Source organism: Providencia rettgeri (assembly GCF_001874625.1).
GTDB lineage: Bacteria > Pseudomonadota > Gammaproteobacteria > Enterobacterales > Enterobacteriaceae > Providencia > Providencia huashanensis.
In genome coordinates this window covers 4039577-4058499 of the sequence record NZ_CP017671.1, presented here as the reverse complement: position 1 = coordinate 4058499, position 18923 = coordinate 4039577, and the positions used below count along the sequence as shown (strand labels likewise).

Sequence of the window (18923 nt, the reverse complement as noted above, 5' to 3'; positions counted from 1 at the left end):
TTCTTTTTCTGATGATATATTAATCTAAATGTTATAACAATATAACAAAGCATTTTGCCTTACTATACCGTAAGAGAGGATCTATGGATCTCGATAAAATATCAAAAAAAATTATAGAATTATCAGGCGGTTCTGAAAATTTCATTCACGTCACAAATTGTATGACTCGAGTGAGAATGACATTAAAAAATGAAGAAAAGGCGGATATTGCAGGTTTGAAAGCACTACCTGGCGTGCTAGGAGTGGTGAGTGATGAAACATTGCAAGTGATTGTCGGACCGGGAAAATGTAACAATATTGCTGACGCAATTAATCAACTACTATCTAACGGGGACTCAGAAAGCACTGTATTGCAGGATGATAAACCTGAAAGCGATGTATTAGCTAAAGCTGAAATCGCTAGAAATAAAGCAAAGAAAAAAACGCCAGTTAAAGCCGTGCTAAGAAGTATAGCGAATATTTTTGTTCCATTATTACCCGGCTTAATTGCTGCTGGTACTTTAATGGGGATCAATAACATTATTGTTAACTCGGCACATGCCGAGGCGCTAGCTCAGGGAATTCAAGCAACCGCTAATATGTCAGCAGCCCAAGTGGTTTTGCAACAACAAGGGTTGTTAGAAATAAGTACTATTATGGGGATTATTGCGAGTGGCTTGTTTAGCTTACTAGCTGTATTCACCGGTATTTTTGCTGCTAAAGAGTTTAAGGGAACTGAAATCTTAGGGGGGATTTTAGGGGCAATTACGATTGCGCCTCAAGTTGCTATTTTGGGACTAACTCCGGGACAAGGTGGGTTAATTGGGGTTATTTTTGCGGTTTGGATTAGCTGTTGGTTAGAAAAGCGATTACGCCGCTATATCCCGAGTATGATAGATGTTATTGCAACCCCAACGTTGACAATCATCATTATGACTGCGCTTTTGCTATTTGGTATTATGCCAGTAGCTGGCGTTGTATCTAATGGTATTTTAGGCTCATTGTCCGGAATTTTACAGCATGGTGGCTTAGCGGCTGGTTTTATCTTATCTTCTTTATTCCCATTTTTAATTTCTCTTGGTTTACACCAAGGGTTAATTCCTATCCATTTAGAATTAATTCAAGCAACAGGAAGTTCGCAGTTATTTGCGATTCAAATCATGAGTAATTCCGGTATGGTCGGCGCTGCAATTGCCGTCTTGATAATGACAAAAGATCCGGTAATGAAACGTGTCGCTAAAGGGGCTATCCCGACCAGTATTTTAGCCGTAGGTGAACCGACTATCTTTGGGGTAAACATCCCAGCAGGCTTTGCATTTATCACAGGATCGATAGGTGCTGGTTTTGGGGGAATGATGATCGTCTTATTGGATGTAACAGCCAATGGGGTCGGAGCCGCAGGGCTATCCGCACTACCACTGATAGCGGATGGTAAATATCTCCAATACATTTTTAGTTGGTTAGTCGGTGCGAGTATTGCTTTCGTATTGACTTATGTTGTTGGACGTATCAGAAAGTACCAGTAAAAAGGAAATAACAATGAAAGCTGTAATGTTAATGTTTGATTCATTGAATAAACATATGTTGTCGGCTTATGGCTGCCAAACAACCATTACTCCTAATTTTGAGCGATTACGTAAACGCGCACTGAAGTTTGATAATTTTTATGTTGGCAGTATGCCTTGTATGCCTGCAAGGAGAGAATTGCATACCGGGAGATATAATTTCCTTCATCGTAGCTGGGGCCCGATTGAGCCATTTGATGAGTCGATGCCTGAAATACTGAAAAAACAAGGTATTCATACTCATTTAGTTACGGATCACAAACATTACTGGCGAGATGGCGGTGCAACCTACCATTCGCGTTTCTCAACATATGAATTTATTCGGGGGCAAGAGGGGGATAACTGGAAAGGTGTTGTGAATAAGCCAGTTGTTCATTATGAATCAGGTGAACCTGATGAAAATAAACAGCGTAAAATAGCCAGTCGTACCCAGCACCTGATTAATCAGCAATATATGCAGGATGAAAAAGATCATCCACTGGTACAAACAATTAGTCACGGTATTGAATTTATTGAAACTAATCACTCGGATGATAATTGGTTTTTACAGCTCGAGTGTTTTGATCCTCATGAACCGTTTTATGTACCTGAAAAATACCTACAACTTTATGGTTTATCCAATGCTCATTTTGATGGCTGGCCGCCGTATTATTTTGTCACTGAGGATGAGTCTAGGCAAAAAGTGATCCGTGGTTTTTATCAAGCACTAGTAACGATGGTCGATGCATATGTTGGTCAGGTTCTTGATATATTTGATAAATACAATTTATGGGAAGATACGCTATTAATTGTAAATACGGATCACGGTTTCTTATTAGGTGAACATGATTGGTGGGGGAAAAATATCATGCCACTTTATAACGAAATCGCGAATACACCATTTTTTATTTGCCACCCTGATTTGGATACCAATGGGGTATCAAGGCAGATGTTGGCTCAAACTATTGATATACCGGCTACGTTACTTGATTATTTTAATGCACCAATCCCTAAAAATATGCAAGGAAAAAGCATATTAGCTGGGCTTGCTAAAGATGAACCTATTCGCGAATATGCGCTGTTTGGCTACCATGGCTGTCAGATTAATATCACAGATGGTGAGTATGTTTATATGCGCTCTCCTGTTGTTCAAGGAACCGAGGGGCTTCATGATTATACTTTGATGCCAACACGTATAAACCGGCGGTTTACGCCTAAAGAGTTACAAGGAACAGAGTTATATGAGGGGTTTGATTTCACACAAGGTTGCTCAGTATTAAAAATCCCTGCAACGAGTGTGATGACAACAGACTCAGACCGTTTTGGACATCGCTTATACCATGTTAAGCAAGACCCGGCACAAACGTCACCAATCCTCAATGTGGCAATAGAACAGCGTTTACTCGAAAATATTCGTTTAATGATGTTACAAAATGATGCTCCTGAAGAGTTGTATGCTCGTTATGGTTTATCGAAAGAGCAACCAGTTTCCCTTGAGCAAATTGAACAAGAGCATAAGCAGGCTGGAGCAGCGAAAACTGCATTTGACCAATATCCGCTCACGCAGGAAGTTAAATATGGTGCGATGTCATTATTACAATATATCGAAACCCGTCATTTAAAGACGATAAAGGACAGGTTTATCAAACAATTAGAAGGTGGGTTAACACAAAAACAGCTAGTTGATTTCATTATTGATAATTTTCCAGTAGAAAACCATAATGAGCTTTTATACCGGGTAGCTCTGGAAATGCGATTAAAATAAATAAGAGCATTACCCGGTGGGCTAACATCGGGTAATTGTGATTAATATATGAAAAAACAACTAGATTATAGTACGCATTCAAAACCGTTATACGCGCAAGTGTATGATATTTTAGTAGATAAGCTAAATAAAGGTGAATATAGGAAAAACGATACTTTTCCGACAGAAGCTGAATTTCAAGAAATGTTTGGGATCAGCAGGATCACGGCAAGAAGGGCACTTTCGGAATTAGAAAAAGAAGGGTATGTAAAGCGATCTCGAGGGGTTGGCACTCTCGTTATTCGAAATTCTAAAAAAGCCTATGCAACAATCCATACCCAAGTATTGGGAGCTGCAACACAAAGAGTAAAACGTAATATTATTTCGATAAACAAAGTTGCGGCAAATAAAGATATCAGTGAAATTATGAAATTGCCGGAAGGCTCAGTTCTGACCAAAGTGGAAAGGGTTATTACAAAAGGAAATAAACCGATTCAATACAATTGTTTTTATTTTCCACCTTGTATTGAAAGCATTACAGCAGAGGATTTAGAAGAGTCTATTTATCTTTTTTTAGAATCCAAAGGGCTAAATTCAAACCATTATACTGAAAAATTATCAGCACTTGTTCCAACAAAACAAGAAATGGAATTATTAGATATCGATGAGAAAACCCCCATATTTTCTCGTTGCCGTATTGACTACAACAAAGATAATGAAGCCATTTTATATATGGAAGGTAGTTATTTAAGCAACTATTACGAGTATAAAGTGAATGGCAGCTAAGATGTCCGTTGCCAAAACTTAAGAGGTTACTATGAAAAAAGCGTTTCACATAATGGCTAAGCCAACAAGTTATCAGTGCAATTTAAAGTGTGATTACTGCTTTTATCTAGAAAAAGAACACCAAACTGATTTTAATAGTAAAAAATTAAAATGTATGGACGACAATACATTACGTGAATATATTCGTCAGTACATTGAATTATCACCAAGCCATGAAATTGATTTTACTTGGCAAGGGGGTGAACCGTTAATGGCGGGGATGGATTTTTTCCAACGAGTGATCCAATACCAAAAGCGGTATGGAAAAGGAAAGCAAATCTACAATAGCATACAAACAAATGGGGTATTGTTAACCGCTGAGTGGGCTAAGTTTTTAAAAGAACATCATTTCTTAGTCGGAATTTCCCTTGATGGCCCACAATGGCTACATGATATTTATCGAAAATCCAATTCAGGTAATTCGGTTTTTGATAAAGTTATCAATGCAATTCGCCTACTCAAAGAGTATCAAATTGATTTTAATATTTTGACGGTGATTAATAATGAGACGGCAAAATATCCAGAAGAAATCTACCGTTTTATTACCGAAGAACTTCAAGCTAATTACTTGCAGTTTATTCCTGTTGTCGAATATGAAATGAACAATAGTAAATTTCAACATTTGAGCTACCCACAAGAAGCGGGAGAGAAAACGCTAACCTCATGGTCAATAACAGGGAAGCAATACGGCAATTTTATTAATAAAGTCTTTGATATTTGGGTAAGAAAAGATGTTGGGAAGGTCTTTGTCCAGTTGTTTGATAACTCTCTTGCGGCTTGGTCTGGTGATATGCCTAGTTTTTGTGTTATGCAGCCGGCGTGTGGATACGGTTTAGTGGCTGAGCAAAATGGGGATATTTATAGTTGCGACCATTTTGTCTATCCCGAATTTAAACTGGGTAATTTATTAAGTAAGCCTCTCAATAAGCTAGTTTATAGTAAGCAGCAGCAACGTTTTGGCCAACAAAAACTCAACCTTTCTTCATTGTGCCAAAAATGTGAATTTAAGTTTGCTTGTCATGGGGGATGCCCAAAGCATAGGACAGAAAAAGTTGAGAATAAATGGCATAATCATTTATGTGAGGGTTATAAGGCAATTTTTAGCCACATTGACCCCTATATGCAATATATGGCGAATGAGCTACGTTTTCGTCGCCCCCCAGCCTCGGTGATGGATAATTTACACTTATTCCAGCGTGCTGCACCTATCGAAAATACAATCCCAATTCGCCATATTAATTAAATTCAATAAAAAATACCGCGCAGCTCAGCTTCGCGGTATTTTTTGACGATAAATAAAACGGGCTATTTCAAAAAATTATTCAGAAATACCCAGTTTTTTCTCCAGATAGTGGATATTAGTCCCACCTTTTTGGAAGTTTTCATCATTCATAATCATCTGGTGCAATTCAATATTGGTTTTAATACCATCGACGATCAGCTCGTTTAATGCATTTTTCATACGAGAAATGGCAATTTCACGAGTTTCACCGTAAGTAATTAATTTACCAATCATTGAGTCGTAATAAGGAGGTACAGTATAACCTGCGTAAATATGCGACTCCCAACGCACACCAAAACCACCAGGAGAGTGGAAACGGGTGATTTTACCTGGACTTGGAATGAATGTATTCGGGTCTTCAGCGTTAATACGGCACTCAACAGCATGACCGTGAACAATAATGTCTTCTTGTTTTACAGATAGCGGTAAACCAGATGCGACACGTAACTGTTCTTTAATTAAGTCGACACCAGTAATCATTTCAGTAACTGGATGTTCAACTTGAATACGGGTATTCATCTCGATGAAATAGAATTCACCGTTTTCGAATAAGAATTCGAAGGTACCCGCACCGCGATAACCAATTTCAATACATGCATTTGCACAGCGCTCACCGATATTACGGCGAATTTCAGGCGTGATACCTGGTGCTGGAGCTTCTTCTACCACTTTTTGGTGACGGCGTTGCATTGAACAATCACGCTCTGCTAAGTAAACAGCGTGACCCTGACCATCCGCCATCACTTGAATTTCAATATGACGTGGGTTTTCAAGGAATTTTTCCATGTAAACCATGTCATTATTGAATGCAGATTTGGCTTCTGCGCGTGTGAGGTTAATCGATGATTCTAAATCTTTTTCGTTACGAACCACACGCATACCACGACCACCACCACCACCTGATGCTTTGATGATTACAGGGTAGCCAATACGTTTTGCGATGGATTTATTCTTTTCTGCATCATTGCCTAGCGGGCCATCTGAACCCGGAACGCAAGGAACACCTGCTTTTTTCATCGCGTTAATAGCAGAAACTTTGTCGCCCATTAGGCGGATGGTTTCAGCTTTTGGACCGATAAAAATAAAGCCTGAGTTTTCAACTTGTTCTGCGAAATCAGCGTTTTCAGCCAAGAAACCATATCCCGGATGGATCGCTTGCGCGCCTGAAATTTCCGCTGCTGAAATAATCGCAGGGATATTTAAGTAACTTTTCGCGGATGCTGCAGGACCGATACAAATGGTTTCATCAGCCAGCAACACGTGTTTTAGATCGCTATCAGCCGTTGAGTGAACCGCTACAGTTTTGATGCCAAGTTCTTTACAGGCACGCAAAATACGTAGTGCGATTTCCCCACGGTTAGCGATAACAATTTTTTCCAGCATGGAGACGCCTCGTTATTCGATAACAACTAGTGGCTCGTCAAATTCTACTGCATCACCGTTTTGCAGCAGAATAGCTTTAACTACGCCTGCTTTATCTGCTTCTATTTGGTTCATCATTTTCATCGCTTCAACGATGCAAAGAGGATCACCAACGCTGACAGTTTGGCCAACTTCAACAAACGGTTGTGCTTCTGGGCTTGGTGCACGGTAGAAAGTCCCTACCATTGGTGAACGGACTTGGTGACCTGCAACTGCAGCTGGAGCCGCTGGTGCAGCCATTGCTTCTGATGGAGCAACAGCATTTGCTAATGCAGGCTGTTGTGCGACAGGTGCTGAGTAATATTGTTGCGGTGCTGCCATAGCCTGAGAAGCGGCAGAAATGCGGCTGATACGTACTGACTCTTCACCTTCAGAAATTTCCAGTTCAGAAATGCCAGACTCTTCGACCAGCTCGATCAGCTTTTTAATTTTACGAATATCCATGGATATGATTCCGTACTCTTATATTTGGATTGAATTAATTAGACGCACACGGTTAACTGCAGCCTGCAAAGCAAAACTGTAGCCATCCGCGCCTAGACCACAAATTACACCGACAGCTTGGTCGGATAAATAAGAATGTTGGCGAAATGGTTCTCTGGCATGCACATTCGAGATATGGATCTCGATAAATGGAAGACAAACTGCCAGTAACGCATCACGCAGAGCTACACTGGTATGTGTGAATGCAGCCGGGTTGATTAGAATAAAATCAACATCATTGCGGGAAGCATGAATTTTATCGATTAACTCATGTTCTGCATTTGACTGAAAATGGCTCAATTTTACCCCTAACTCATTGGCTTCCTGCGTCAGTTTGGAAACAATGTCTGATAGGGTTTTGCTGCCATAGGTACCTGGCTCACGCGTTCCTAGCAGGTTCAGGTTTGGCCCATTCAGGAGCAAAATGTGAATATCTTCTGTCATTATGCTGCTAACTCCGACGATATATCAATAGCCCGACAACATAACCCGATGTTGAGGGTTTGTCATCATTTATCATAAAAATAAATGTTTTTTTGGCTGACAAGGGGAGCCATTATAATTATTTCGTGGCATTTAGCAGCAAAATACTGGTCTTATCAGAGAAATTACCCGAATTTATTTTGTGAATTGTGCGGTAATCCTTATTTTTGGAGAATACCGCAGCAAATTTGTGATTAGGTGCGTAGATTGACAAGGGTACGCCCTGTTACTTCATTTTTTAAGAGTTTTTGTGCAAATTCAGCAGAATCTTCCAGTTTAATCTCTGAACTGACGTGTTCATAGAATGAGGCTGGTAGTATTTGAGAAAGCCGTTCCCACACTTTAGGGCGGTTTGCCGCTGGGTAGTAAACAGAATCAACGCCTTGTAAACGCACATTACGTAAGATAAAAGGCATCACACTGGTTGGTAAGTTAAACCCACCGGCTAAACCACAAGCTGCTACTGCCCCGTTGTAATTGGTTTGAGCAAGAAGATTGGCTAGCAATTCCCCGCCTACAGTATCAATGGCGCCAGCCCACAGTTGTTTATCTAATGGTTTGGCCGCGTGGGTGAAATCGCTGCGAGGTAATACCCTTTTAGCCCCTAAGCTTTGCAAGTAAGCGTTATTCTCTTCGCGCCCTGAAATTGCGACAACGTCATAGCCTAAAAGGGAGAGTAATTGCACGGCAGTGCTCCCTACGCCACCACTTGCCCCACTAACAATCACTTCGCCTTTATCTGGAGTGATGCCTGCTTCTTCTAACGCATTAACACATAGCATGGCAGTGAAGCCTGCCGTACCAATGACCATGGCTTGCTTCAAGGATAAATTTTCAGGTAATGGGGTTAAATACTTCGCAGGAACTCTCGCTTGGGAGGCTAACCCGCCCCAATGAGTTTCACCGACTCCCCACCCTGTTAATAACACATGCTGACCAACTTGAAACCTTGGGTCTTCACTGTGGTGGACTACCCCTGAAAAATCAATACCAGGGACCATCGGATACTGGCGCACTACGCCTGCTTTCCCACAAATGGCCAAAGCATCTTTATAATTTAACGTTGACCAGTGAATATCGACTATAATGTCTCCGGCTGGCAGCATTTCTGTTGTCAGAGATTGAATATTTGCGACAATTTTTTCATCTGCTTGATTTAGGACGAGAGCTTTCATCGTTCACTCCTAGTAAAATGATTAAATATGTCATGTAAAAATGCCGAAAATTTAACGGTATTTCATTGACGTAATAACGGTTCTTAAGCTATTAATAATGTAATTATTTTGTAAAAATTTATTTTTTTCTGGCATACATAGGCTTTTATCATGCAAAATAACGCATCGCGACTAATTCATTTTGCGTACTGATACAAATTTGCCTTATTTTTGGTAGATAATAGAGCTAACACTCGTGAAATTCATCTAATTTGTAGTGAAAATAACCAGTGAGTAGCAATAATAAAAAGATATCAATATTATTTGAACTTGTAGTTATAATTACTTGTCACACTGGGAATACAAACAATGGAGTATATAACAGCCAAAGAATAGGTTTTTTTACGTAATTTCATCTAATGATGGAAAAAGTAAAATAAATATCTATTTTTGGGGCTTTTATCTGCTTCGTTTTGATGAGAAGCATGTACAGTACAGTACGTGATAATAGATGAATTAACCATATTTTTAGAAGTCGCCCATTAACGCCTTGAGGCAGCTTCAAGTGGTTGGTAGAGTAGACGGGTTTATATTCGTCCCCAGCTTGCAGGATAACTCTTTCATTATGTTTAAAAAATTTCGTGGCATGTTTTCTAATGACTTGTCTATTGACTTGGGTACGGCCAATACCCTTATTTATGTTAAAGGACAAGGCGTCAAATTAAATGAACCCTCTGTAGTTGCTATTCGTCAAGACCGCTCCGGTTCGCCAAAAAGTGTTGCGGCGGTCGGTGGTGAAGCCAAGCAGATGCTGGGACGTACACCTGGTAATATTTCTGCAATCAGACCAATGAAAGATGGCGTAATCGCCGACTTCTTCCTGACAGAAAAAATGTTACAACACTTCATCAAACAAGTTCATAGCAACAGTTTTTTACGTCCAAGTCCACGAGTATTAGTTTGTGTACCAGTTGGGGCAACGCAAGTTGAACGTAAAGCTATCCGTGAATCCGCACTGAGTGCAGGGGCACGTGAAGTATTCTTAATTGAAGAACCAATGGCAGCAGCAATTGGCGCAGGTTTACCTGTATCTGAAGCAACGGGTTCTATGGTTGTTGATATCGGTGGTGGTACCACTGAAGTGGCGGTTATTTCTTTAAATGGTGTTGTTTATTCATCTTCAGTACGTATTGGTGGTGACCGTTTTGATGAGTCCATCATTAACTATGTGCGCCGTAATTACGGTTCACTGATTGGTGAGGCAACCGCAGAACGTATTAAACACGGGATTGGCTCTGCATTCCCAACGGATGAAGTTTATGAAATTGAAGTCCGTGGTCGTAACCTTGCAGAGGGCGTACCTCGTGGTTTCAAAATGAATTCAAATGAAATTTTAGAAGCATTACAAGAGCCACTGACTGGGATTGTCAGCGCGGTAATGCTAGCGCTTGAACAGTGCCCACCTGAACTAGCATCTGATATCTCAGAGCGCGGTATGGTATTAACTGGTGGTGGCGCGCTGCTTCGTAATTTAGATCGCTTATTGATGGAAGAGACTGGTATCCCAGTTATTGTTGCAGAAGATCCGCTAACTTGCGTCGCTCGTGGTGGCGGGAAAGCATTAGAAATGATCGATATGCACGGTGGTGACCTGTTTAGCGAAGACTAAATGGCCAGCTATAAGCAGCTAGTAAACCCTAGCTGCTTTGACTATTTTTGATCCTCTGACATTAGCGAAACTTAGCCACACATGAAGCCAATTTTTAGGCGAGGTCCATCCCTACAGTTACGCATTATTTTTGCGGTAATCATTGCACTTGTGCTGGTGGTGATTGACCATCGATTTGAGCCTTTCAATAAAATCCGTACCTACTTAGACACGGCGGTTAGCCCATTCTATTTTTTAGCAAATGGGCCACGTCAATTTTTGGATAACATCTCTGAAAGTTTCACCTCTCGCGAACAATTACAGTTTGAAAACAGGGCATTACGTCAAGAATTGTTGCTGAAAAAAGCGGATAATCTTTTACTAGAGCAACTTAAACAAGAAAATGCACGTTTAAGAGAGTTGCTAGGTTCGCCACTTCGTCAAGATGAACACATGATGGTAACGCAAGTTATCTCAGGGGCGAATACACCATATCGCGACCAAGTTGTGATAGATAAAGGCAGTAACGAAGGGGTTTACGAAGGGCAGCCTGTTATTAGTGATAAAGGTGTTGTAGGCCAAGTTGTCGGCGTCAGTAACTTCAATAGTCGTGTTTTACTCATTTGTGATACAACTCATGCATTGCCCGTACAAGTACTACGAAATGATGTGCGTGTTATTGCTGCTGGGTCTGGTTGTACGGATGACATACAATTAGAGCCATTACCTGAAAATACCGATATTCGCATAGGGGATGTATTAGTGACTTCTGGGTTAGGGGGGCGTTTCCCTGAAGGTTACCCAGTTGCCGTTGTTTCTGCGGTTAAACACGATACACAACGCGCTTATACGATTATTAGTGCCAAGCCGAGTGCAGAACTACAACGTTTACGTTATCTGCTCCTTTTATGGGGAAATGATAACGACCCTAAAACTCCGTTAAAGCCGTCAGAGGTATATCGTGCGGCTAATGAACGCTTAATGAAAGTACTGCCTCAAGTATTACCTAATCCAAGTGAAATTCAGGGGCCTCCACTGCCGCCGTCAATGTCTCCAGTATCAGAACCATAGAGAGGGGAATTGAGTATGGTGAGGAGGGGAAAATAGAATGGATGAGTATCGTGGTAACGGGCGAGCCATCATTTGGTTATCTTTTTTTATTGCCTTAATTTTGCAAGTCATGCCTTGGCCTGAACAACTAAGTTTTTACCGCCCTACATGGTTATTATTGATCCTCACTTATTGGGTCATGGCATTGCCGCATCGTGTTAGCGTAGGCACAAGTTTTATTTTGGGAATTATCGTTGATTCCATTCAAGGTTCTGCTCTGGGGGTTCATGCCCTTTCTTTTAGTATAATTTGCTATCTTGTTGCTTATAAGCACCAGTTATTGCGTAATATGGCTCTGTGGCAGCAAGCTTTAGTGATTATGTTACTGACAGTCATTCAGGATTTAGCTGTTTTTTGGGCTGAGTTTCTGTCTTCACAAGTATTATTTCACCCACAAGTATTCTGGAATAGCCTAGTGAATGGTATTCTGTGGCCATGGCTATTTTTGCTTCTACGAAAAATTCGCCGACAATTTTCAGTGTGTTAAGGCTTTAGGTATCCGTTCTGACAGGGAATACAGTTTATGAATTTAATTTATCTTGCATCTGGCTCACCCCGTAGGCGTGAACTAGTTCAGCAACTTAACTATACCTTTGAGATTTTACGCCCAGAGGTAGAAGAACAGTGGCAGCAGGGTGAGTCCCCTCAAGATTATGTCCAACGCCTTGCGCGCGATAAATCATTGGCTGGTGTTGCAATTGCCCCTGAAGATTGTCCGGTATTAGGTGCAGATACGATTGTGGTGCTTGATGGGGAAATATTGGAAAAACCTCAAGATAACAAACATGCGGAAGCCATGCTAAGCGCGCTATCGGGGAAAACACACCAAGTAATGACGGGTATCGCATTATCTAACCGCCAACAGACTATACAGTCACTGATTGTGACAGATGTGACCTTTCGCGAGTTATCTTTACTTGAAATACGGGATTATATACAGTCAGGCGAGCCTATGGATAAGGCGGGAGCATATGCAATACAAGGAATTGGTGGGCGTTTTATACGGAAAATTAACGGTAGTTACCATGGAGTTGTTGGTTTACCACTGGTTGAAACAGATGAACTCATTCAGCGATTTTTAGCGTTAGGTGATGGTAAGGGGAAGTCATGACTGCGGAACTATTAGTAAATATTACACCATCTGAAACGCGTGTTGCTTATATTGATGGTGGGATCTTACAAGAAATACATGTTGAACGGGAAGCCAAAAGAGGGCTAGTAGGGAATATTTACAAAGGCCGTGTGAGCCGCGTGTTACCCGGTATGCAGGCGGCCTTTGTTGATATTGGTCTAGATAAAGCTGCCTTTTTGCATGCCTCTGATATTATGCCGCACACTGAATGTATTGCTGGCGATGAGCAAAAAAACTTTCATGTCAGAGACATTGCTGAATTAGTAAAACAAGGGCAGGACTTGATTGTCCAAGTTGTTAAGGACCCTCTAGGAACCAAGGGGGCTCGTTTGACGACAGATATTACATTGCCATCGCGCTATTTGGTTTTTATGCCTGGGGCATCCCATGTTGGTGTTTCACAACGCATTGAAAGTGAAGAAGAAAGAGAACGGCTAAAACAGTGCGTTTCTCAATATTGTGATGAAAATGGCGGTTTTATTATCCGTACCGCAGCGGAAGGGGTGGGCGAGGAAGAAGTTAAACAAGATGCCGCCTTCCTAAAACGGCTTTGGGCTAAAGTGATTGAGCGTAAAAAACGTAATGTTACTCGGACTAAAATCTACGGTGAACTGGCTCTCGCTTTTCGTATTATTCGTGATTTTGCAGGTGCTCATCTTGATCGTATTCGCGTTGATTCCCGTTTGACTTATACTCAATTACAAGAGTTTATTGCAGAATACGTACCTGAAATGACGGCAAAATTGGAACTCTATCAGGGAAATCAACCCATTTTTGATTTGTTTGATGTCGAAAATGAAATCCAACGCGCGATGGATAGAAAGGTCGAGTTAAAATCAGGTGGTTATTTAATTATCGATCAAACTGAAGCGATGACGACCATTGATATTAATACTGGGGCGTTTGTTGGGCATCGTAACCTAGAAGAAACCATTTTCAATACTAATATTGAAGCTACTCAAGCAATAGCAAGGCAACTTCGTTTACGAAACCTTGGTGGTATAATTATTATCGATTTTATCGATATGGTTGATCCAGAACATCGCCGCCGTGTGTTAGCATCATTAGAACAAGCACTGGTTAAAGATAAAGTTAAAACGACCATTAATGGCTTTTCTCAGCTTGGTTTAGTCGAAATGACGCGTAAACGGACAAGAGAGAGCCTTGAACATGTTTTGTGTGATGATTGCCCAACTTGCCAAGGTCGAGGTACAGTTAAGTCAGTAGAAACTGTGTGCTATGAAATTTTACGGGAAATAGTCCGAGTTCATCGCACTATTGATGCAGATAGGTTCCTTGTTTATGCATCTCAAGCGGTTGTGGATGTACTTAAAGGGGACGAATCTCACGCACTTGCCGAAGTTGAAATTTTTGTTGGTAAGCAGGTTAAAGTCCAGATTGAACCACTATACAGTCAGGAACGTTTTGATGTTGTCATGATGTAGCATTATTGTTTGAAGGAGAAATGAGTGAAACGACTACCACGTGTAGTACTAGTAACCACTGCGGTTATCTTATTGCTGTGCGCACTAGTGCTGACAGGCTTGCGTTTCCTCTTGCCGAATATTGATAGCTACCGCCAAGATATCATTGCTTACATTGAAAAAAATAATGATGTCACAGTGCAAATTGGCAAAATTGAAGGGGCTTGGCAGTATTTTGGCCCAACCTTCATGTTATCTAATGTGGAATTACAAAATGAAACCACAGATATAACCGCGAGCGTGATTGACGTCGAATTAGATATTTGGAGTTCAATATTATCGTTGCGTTGGCGCTTTCGTGATTTAACCTTCTATCAGCTCAATGTCGATTATAAAGTCCCTTTTAATTTCGAAGGTTCCTCTGAGGGGGAATCATTAGACAGCATTGAAGAATTGTTTTTACGTCAATTCGACCACTTTATCTTAAAAGAAAGTCAGTTAACTTTTCTCACGCCCTCAGGGCAAAAAACCACCCTAATTTTACCTGAACTCTCTTGGCTAAATGAAAATGAACGTCATAGGGCTCAAGGTTTTGTCAGCCTCGAAACAATCAATAAACAACATGGTTATTTGCAAGTTAAATTAGACGTATCGGATAAAAACGGTGTCTTAAGTGACGGTATTTTTTACCTGCAAGCCGATAATATTGATATGCAACCTTGGCTTAGTCGCTGGCTACGAGAAAACACGTCATTACGAGATGCTAACTTTAGCCTCTCTTCATGGATTAGCTTGAAAAACCAGCAAATTGAAAGTGGGCTAGTTCAATTGCGTCAAGGGGAAGCTAACTGGGGAACCGGCAGTTTATCGCAAAACCTGCAAGTGAATGATTTATTGCTACGCATGAAAAGGCAGGGGAATGGCTGGCTATTTAATATCCCTGAACTTGATACGTTGAAAACCAATGAATATATTTGGCCGAAAGGTAATGTTTCTGTTTTGTATTTACCCGCTTCAAAAAAATATCAGGATAACGACCACTGGCGTATACGAGCAAAAAATATTGAATTAGAACGCTTAAGTGAAATATTACCCACTTTTTCATTTCTAACGCCCGAGATGGTACAGGATTGGCAGCATCGCCAACCAACGGGTGTCGTCAGTGAGTTTGCCCTTGATCTCACACAGAATATGCCAGAACACATGCAAATTAGTATGGATTGGCAGGATGTTAGCTGGAAAAAATGGAAAGCGCTTCCTTCGATTAATCATTTTTCGGGTGTCTTAGCGGGTAGCATGCAAAGTGGGGGAGCCTCAGTTAGCTTACAAGATAGTCAGGTGGATTATCGTGACGAATTTAAAGCTCCTTTTGAGATAAAAACGGCTAATGGGCAGCTTTATTGGTTGGATAATGACAGTGAGTTTAAGCTCTGGAGCCCATCTTTAGATGTACAAGCCAAATCACTTTGGGCAAACGGGGAGTTTCGTTATGCCAAAGCGAAGAAAGGGAATTATGCAGATTTAGCTATTTTAGCTGGCTTACGTTTGGATGATGCGGGAGACGCATGGCGTTATTTTCCACAAAAACTGATGGGGCAAGATGTTGCTGATTACCTAACAAAGGCGGTTATTGCAGGAAAGGTGGATAATGCAACCTTAGTGTATAAAGGTGACCCAGCAAATTTCCCTTATGATAATAATGATGGTCAATTCCAAGTTTATGTCCCGTTACGTGATGCAACGTTTGAGTACGATCATGAATGGCCAGCCTTATTGGATTTAGATATCGACTTGGACTTTAGGCGTGCTGGGTTATTCATGCATGTGCCAAGCGTCAAACTCGCCGATGCGACTGCAACTAACCTTGATGCCAATATCCCTGATTACACGAAAGAAATGCTGTATATCAATGCTGATATCAGTGGAACTGGAAAACAAATCCAACAATATTTTACCCATACGCCGATGAAGCACTCAATTGGTGACACTCTAGAAGAGTTACAAATAGGTGGTACGGTGAATGGCCAGTTGGGGCTATCTATCCCACTGGTGGCCGGGAAAGATGTCGTAGCAACAGGAAGCGTTAACCTTAATAAAAATGATTTATTCATTCAGCCGATTGATAGCACAATTTCTTCTCTCACAGGAAGTTTCGTCTTTAATAATGGTGACTTACGAGGTGAGAAACTCCAGGGGCAGTGGTTTGGTCAACCTATTTCCGTAGATTTTAACACATCAGACGGGGCTAAAGATTATCAGGTAAACGTTGATATTGCGGGGAATTGGGCACTGAATAAGTTATCAATGCTACCTGAGGAAATAAAACAACGGGTTTCTGGTAATAGTGATTGGAAAAGCCATGTTGCTATCACAATACCCGAGTCGGCGAAACAACAGGTCGGTTTACAAATTGATGTCACCGCGGGCTTAAAACAACTCAAAAGCCAGTTACCTGCATTGAATAACCAATTACTGGCTGAGCTTGGGGAAATAAATGTACAAGCTAAAGGAACAACAGAGCAATTGACGGTAGGTGGTGATATTGGCAAGCGTCTTGGTTTTAACACGCTGTGGAGTTTGGGTGATGAGCCATTAAAGTTATTAAAAGCGCATGTTGCACCATGGCAAAATAAGCTCCCAGAGCTACCAAAACAGTCAGTTTTTGCGGTGGATTTACCGCCTATGACCGATGAGAATTGGCAGAGCCTTGCAGGGCTATTAATGTCATCTAATCGCGGCCAAGGGGATATGAGTATCCGTTTACCTGAATCACTTGATATCCATATTCCAACAATTAACCTTGGCGGGCAAGATTGGAAAAATGTCAATTTTACCTATGATTTGCAGCGTGCAGAGCAGCAAGTCAACATTGATAGCGAAAATTTAAAAGGGTCACTACAAATTTTTGCTAATCAACCATGGCAGGTCGCTATTGATTATTTGTATTACAACCCAAGTTCACTTGCAGGTAATCAAGATAGCTTAGCGGGGCCTGCTCAGTTTGATTTTAGCCAATGGCCACAATTGCACTTTAATTGTAAAGAGTGCTGGGTTGCAGGGCAGAAATTGGGGGAAATCAGCGCCAATATTCAGCCTATGGGGCACTCACTACGCTTAACGGGTGGTACATTAAATAATAGTGCGACACAGTTAAAATTAGATGCAATTTGGCACAGTCAGAACGGTAATAAAACAGAAATCGCGGGTTCTCTGACGGGGGCCGCATTTGATGAAACAGCAGCCTATTTCGGGATATTAGTGCCTATTATTGAATCACCTTATACCATACAATTCGATTTAGACTGGGCGAACCTTCCATGGTCACCGGATATTGCTACCTTAAATGGTAAGTTGTCAGCGAAATTAGGTAAAGGTGCAATAGCACAAATGGGTGGAGGTCGAGCTGGGCAAATTCTACGTCTAGTGAGTTTTGATGCGTTATTGCGTAAGTTACAACTCGATTTTCGCGATACGTTCAGTGATGACTTTAATTTTGACTCTATTAAAGGTGATGCCACTATTCATAATGGTGTGATGGCATCCAAAAATACTTATGTTGATGGGTTGGTCGCAGATATTGCGCTGAGTGGGGAAATCAACCTCGTTAAACGGCAAATTAACTTAGAAGCGGTCATCACTCCTGAAATTTCTGCTACAGTAGGTGTAGCAACCGCATTTGTGTTAAACCCTTTTGCAGGCGCTGCTGTTTTCGCAGCGACAAAAGTGCTCGGTCCATTATGGAGTAAAGTTTCTGTTATTCGTTATCGCGTGACAGGTAGCTTGGACGAGCCAAAAATTGATGAAGTATTACGCCAACTGAAGGAGACTCAAGAGTAATGAAAAATGGTAATGTTGCACTTTTGCAGTTATGTAGCGGAAATAATACTAAACACAATTTGGCACAAATAGAGCAACAAATCAAACAGTTACCTGACACTGTTAAGTTAATACTGACACCTGAGAATGCATTATTATTTGCAGATGCCGCGGCTTACCGTAAACAAGCTGAAGTTCAGGGGAAAGGCCCGCTTCAAGATGCCGTCATTGCAATGGCTAAGCGTTATAATGTTTGGATTTTAGTTGGGTCTATGCCATTGATTAGCCGTGAAGACCCTGAGCGTATTACCAGCAGCAGTTTATTATTTGATTCCGAAGGAAATATTAAAGCACGCTACGATAAAATTCATATGTTTGACGTGAACATTGAAGATGAGCAAGGTAATTATAACGAATCCGTAATTTATCAACGTGGCGAACATATTACGGTTGTTGATACCCCGGTGGGTCGCCTTGGCATGACGATTTGTTATGATTTGCGTTTCCCTGGTTTGTTCCAAGCGTTACGTGAGCAAGGCGCTGAAATTATTTCAGTTCCAGCGGCATTTACTCGTTATACCGGTCAGGCACATTGGGAACCTCTGTTACGTGCTCGTGCGATTGAAAACCAGTGCTACATTCTAGCGCCAGCCCAAGTTGGGGTTCATGGTACACGTCGCACATGGGGGCATAGCCTCGCAGTCGATGGTTGGGGTAAAGTTATCAAAAAGAATGTGGATGCGGTCGCATCTACCGTCTTGAATATAAAAACGGACAGCTTAGGTGTCATGCGTGAGCAAATCAGAGTGGTAAAACATAACCGCTTTAGGCCGCAACTGACATCATTAATTAAAAAAGAAACCAAAGAGTAACGAAT

General features: G+C 41.2%; 15 protein-coding genes. 11 read left to right on the top strand and 4 right to left on the bottom strand.

Going from position 1 to position 18923, the window contains the following annotated elements; genetic code table 11:
• The first annotated feature begins 83 nt into the window (after nt 1-83).
• Genes RB151_RS18790 through RB151_RS18775 form a run of 4 tightly spaced genes read left to right on the top strand, consistent with a single transcriptional unit; the run spans nt 84 to nt 5335 of the window.
• Nucleotides 84-1505 carry a PTS transporter subunit EIIC gene (locus tag RB151_RS18790; RefSeq protein WP_042846264.1) on the top strand — a complete coding sequence of 474 codons (1422 nt, stop codon included), beginning with the start codon at nt 84-86 and terminating at the stop codon, nt 1503-1505.
• 13 nt (nt 1506-1518) lie between these two features.
• Entirely contained in the window at nt 1519-3288 is a 1770-nt protein-coding gene (locus RB151_RS18785; RefSeq protein WP_042846263.1) for a sulfatase, read from the top strand.
• 48 nt (nt 3289-3336) lie between these two features.
• A complete protein-coding gene (locus RB151_RS18780; RefSeq protein ID WP_048606178.1) occupies nt 3337-4053 on the top strand; it encodes a GntR family transcriptional regulator in 717 nt (238 codons plus the stop codon).
• Nucleotides 4054-4084: 31 nt separating this feature from the next.
• Nucleotides 4085-5335, top strand: a complete 1251-nt coding sequence (locus RB151_RS18775; protein ID WP_048606179.1) for an anaerobic sulfatase maturase — start codon at nt 4085-4087, stop codon at nt 5333-5335.
• Nucleotides 5336-5410: 75 nt separating this feature from the next.
• Here the strand turns inward: RB151_RS18775 and accC are convergent, their stop codons facing one another.
• The 4 genes from accC to RB151_RS18755 all read right to left on the bottom strand — a co-directional run bounded on the left by accC (nt 5411) and on the right by RB151_RS18755 (nt 8937).
• Nucleotides 5411-6757 carry an acetyl-CoA carboxylase biotin carboxylase subunit gene (accC, locus tag RB151_RS18770; RefSeq protein WP_042846261.1) on the bottom strand — a complete coding sequence of 449 codons (1347 nt, stop codon included), beginning with the start codon at nt 6755-6757 and terminating at the stop codon, nt 5411-5413.
• A gap of 12 nt (nt 6758-6769) precedes the next feature.
• Nucleotides 6770-7240, bottom strand: a complete 471-nt coding sequence (gene accB, locus RB151_RS18765) for an acetyl-CoA carboxylase biotin carboxyl carrier protein (protein WP_042846260.1) — start codon at nt 7238-7240, stop codon at nt 6770-6772.
• A gap of 18 nt (nt 7241-7258) precedes the next feature.
• On the bottom strand, nt 7259-7723 hold the full coding sequence (aroQ, locus tag RB151_RS18760; protein WP_042846258.1) for a type II 3-dehydroquinate dehydratase: 465 nt from the start codon (nt 7721-7723) through the stop codon (nt 7259-7261).
• A 233-nt stretch (nt 7724-7956) separates the two neighbouring features.
• Nucleotides 7957-8937: an oxidoreductase gene (locus RB151_RS18755; protein ID WP_042846256.1), complete on the bottom strand. Its 981-nt coding sequence runs from the start codon at nt 8935-8937 to the stop codon at nt 7957-7959.
• 604 nt (nt 8938-9541) lie between these two features.
• On the opposite strand from RB151_RS18755, the gene RB151_RS18750 reads away from it, so the two are divergent.
• The 7 genes from RB151_RS18750 (at nt 9542) to nit1 (ending at nt 18918) form a co-directional block, all read left to right on the top strand.
• Nucleotides 9542-10585: a rod shape-determining protein gene (locus RB151_RS18750; RefSeq protein WP_004908213.1), complete on the top strand. Its 1044-nt coding sequence runs from the start codon at nt 9542-9544 to the stop codon at nt 10583-10585.
• 81 nt (nt 10586-10666) lie between these two features.
• Nucleotides 10667-11635, top strand: a complete 969-nt coding sequence (gene mreC, locus RB151_RS18745; protein ID WP_042846254.1) for a rod shape-determining protein MreC — start codon at nt 10667-10669, stop codon at nt 11633-11635.
• A gap of 37 nt (nt 11636-11672) precedes the next feature.
• Nucleotides 11673-12161, top strand: a complete 489-nt coding sequence (gene mreD, locus RB151_RS18740) for a rod shape-determining protein MreD (protein ID WP_042846252.1) — start codon at nt 11673-11675, stop codon at nt 12159-12161.
• A 36-nt stretch (nt 12162-12197) separates the two neighbouring features.
• Nucleotides 12198-12785, top strand: coding sequence for a Maf family protein (locus RB151_RS18735; RefSeq protein WP_042846249.1), 588 nt, complete (start codon nt 12198-12200; stop codon nt 12783-12785).
• Nucleotides 12782-14251, top strand: a complete 1470-nt coding sequence (gene rng, locus RB151_RS18730; protein ID WP_042846247.1) for a ribonuclease G — start codon at nt 12782-12784, stop codon at nt 14249-14251. The genes RB151_RS18735 and rng overlap by 4 nt, the downstream gene beginning before the upstream one ends.
• A 24-nt stretch (nt 14252-14275) precedes the next feature.
• Nucleotides 14276-18067, top strand: coding sequence for an AsmA2 domain-containing protein YhdP (gene yhdP / locus RB151_RS18725; RefSeq protein ID WP_071548619.1), 3792 nt, complete (start codon nt 14276-14278; stop codon nt 18065-18067).
• A complete protein-coding gene (gene nit1, locus RB151_RS18720) occupies nt 18067-18918 on the top strand; it encodes a deaminated glutathione amidase (protein WP_071548618.1) in 852 nt (283 codons plus the stop codon). The genes yhdP and nit1 overlap by 1 nt, the downstream gene beginning before the upstream one ends.
• Nucleotides 18919-18923 lie beyond the last annotated feature (5 nt).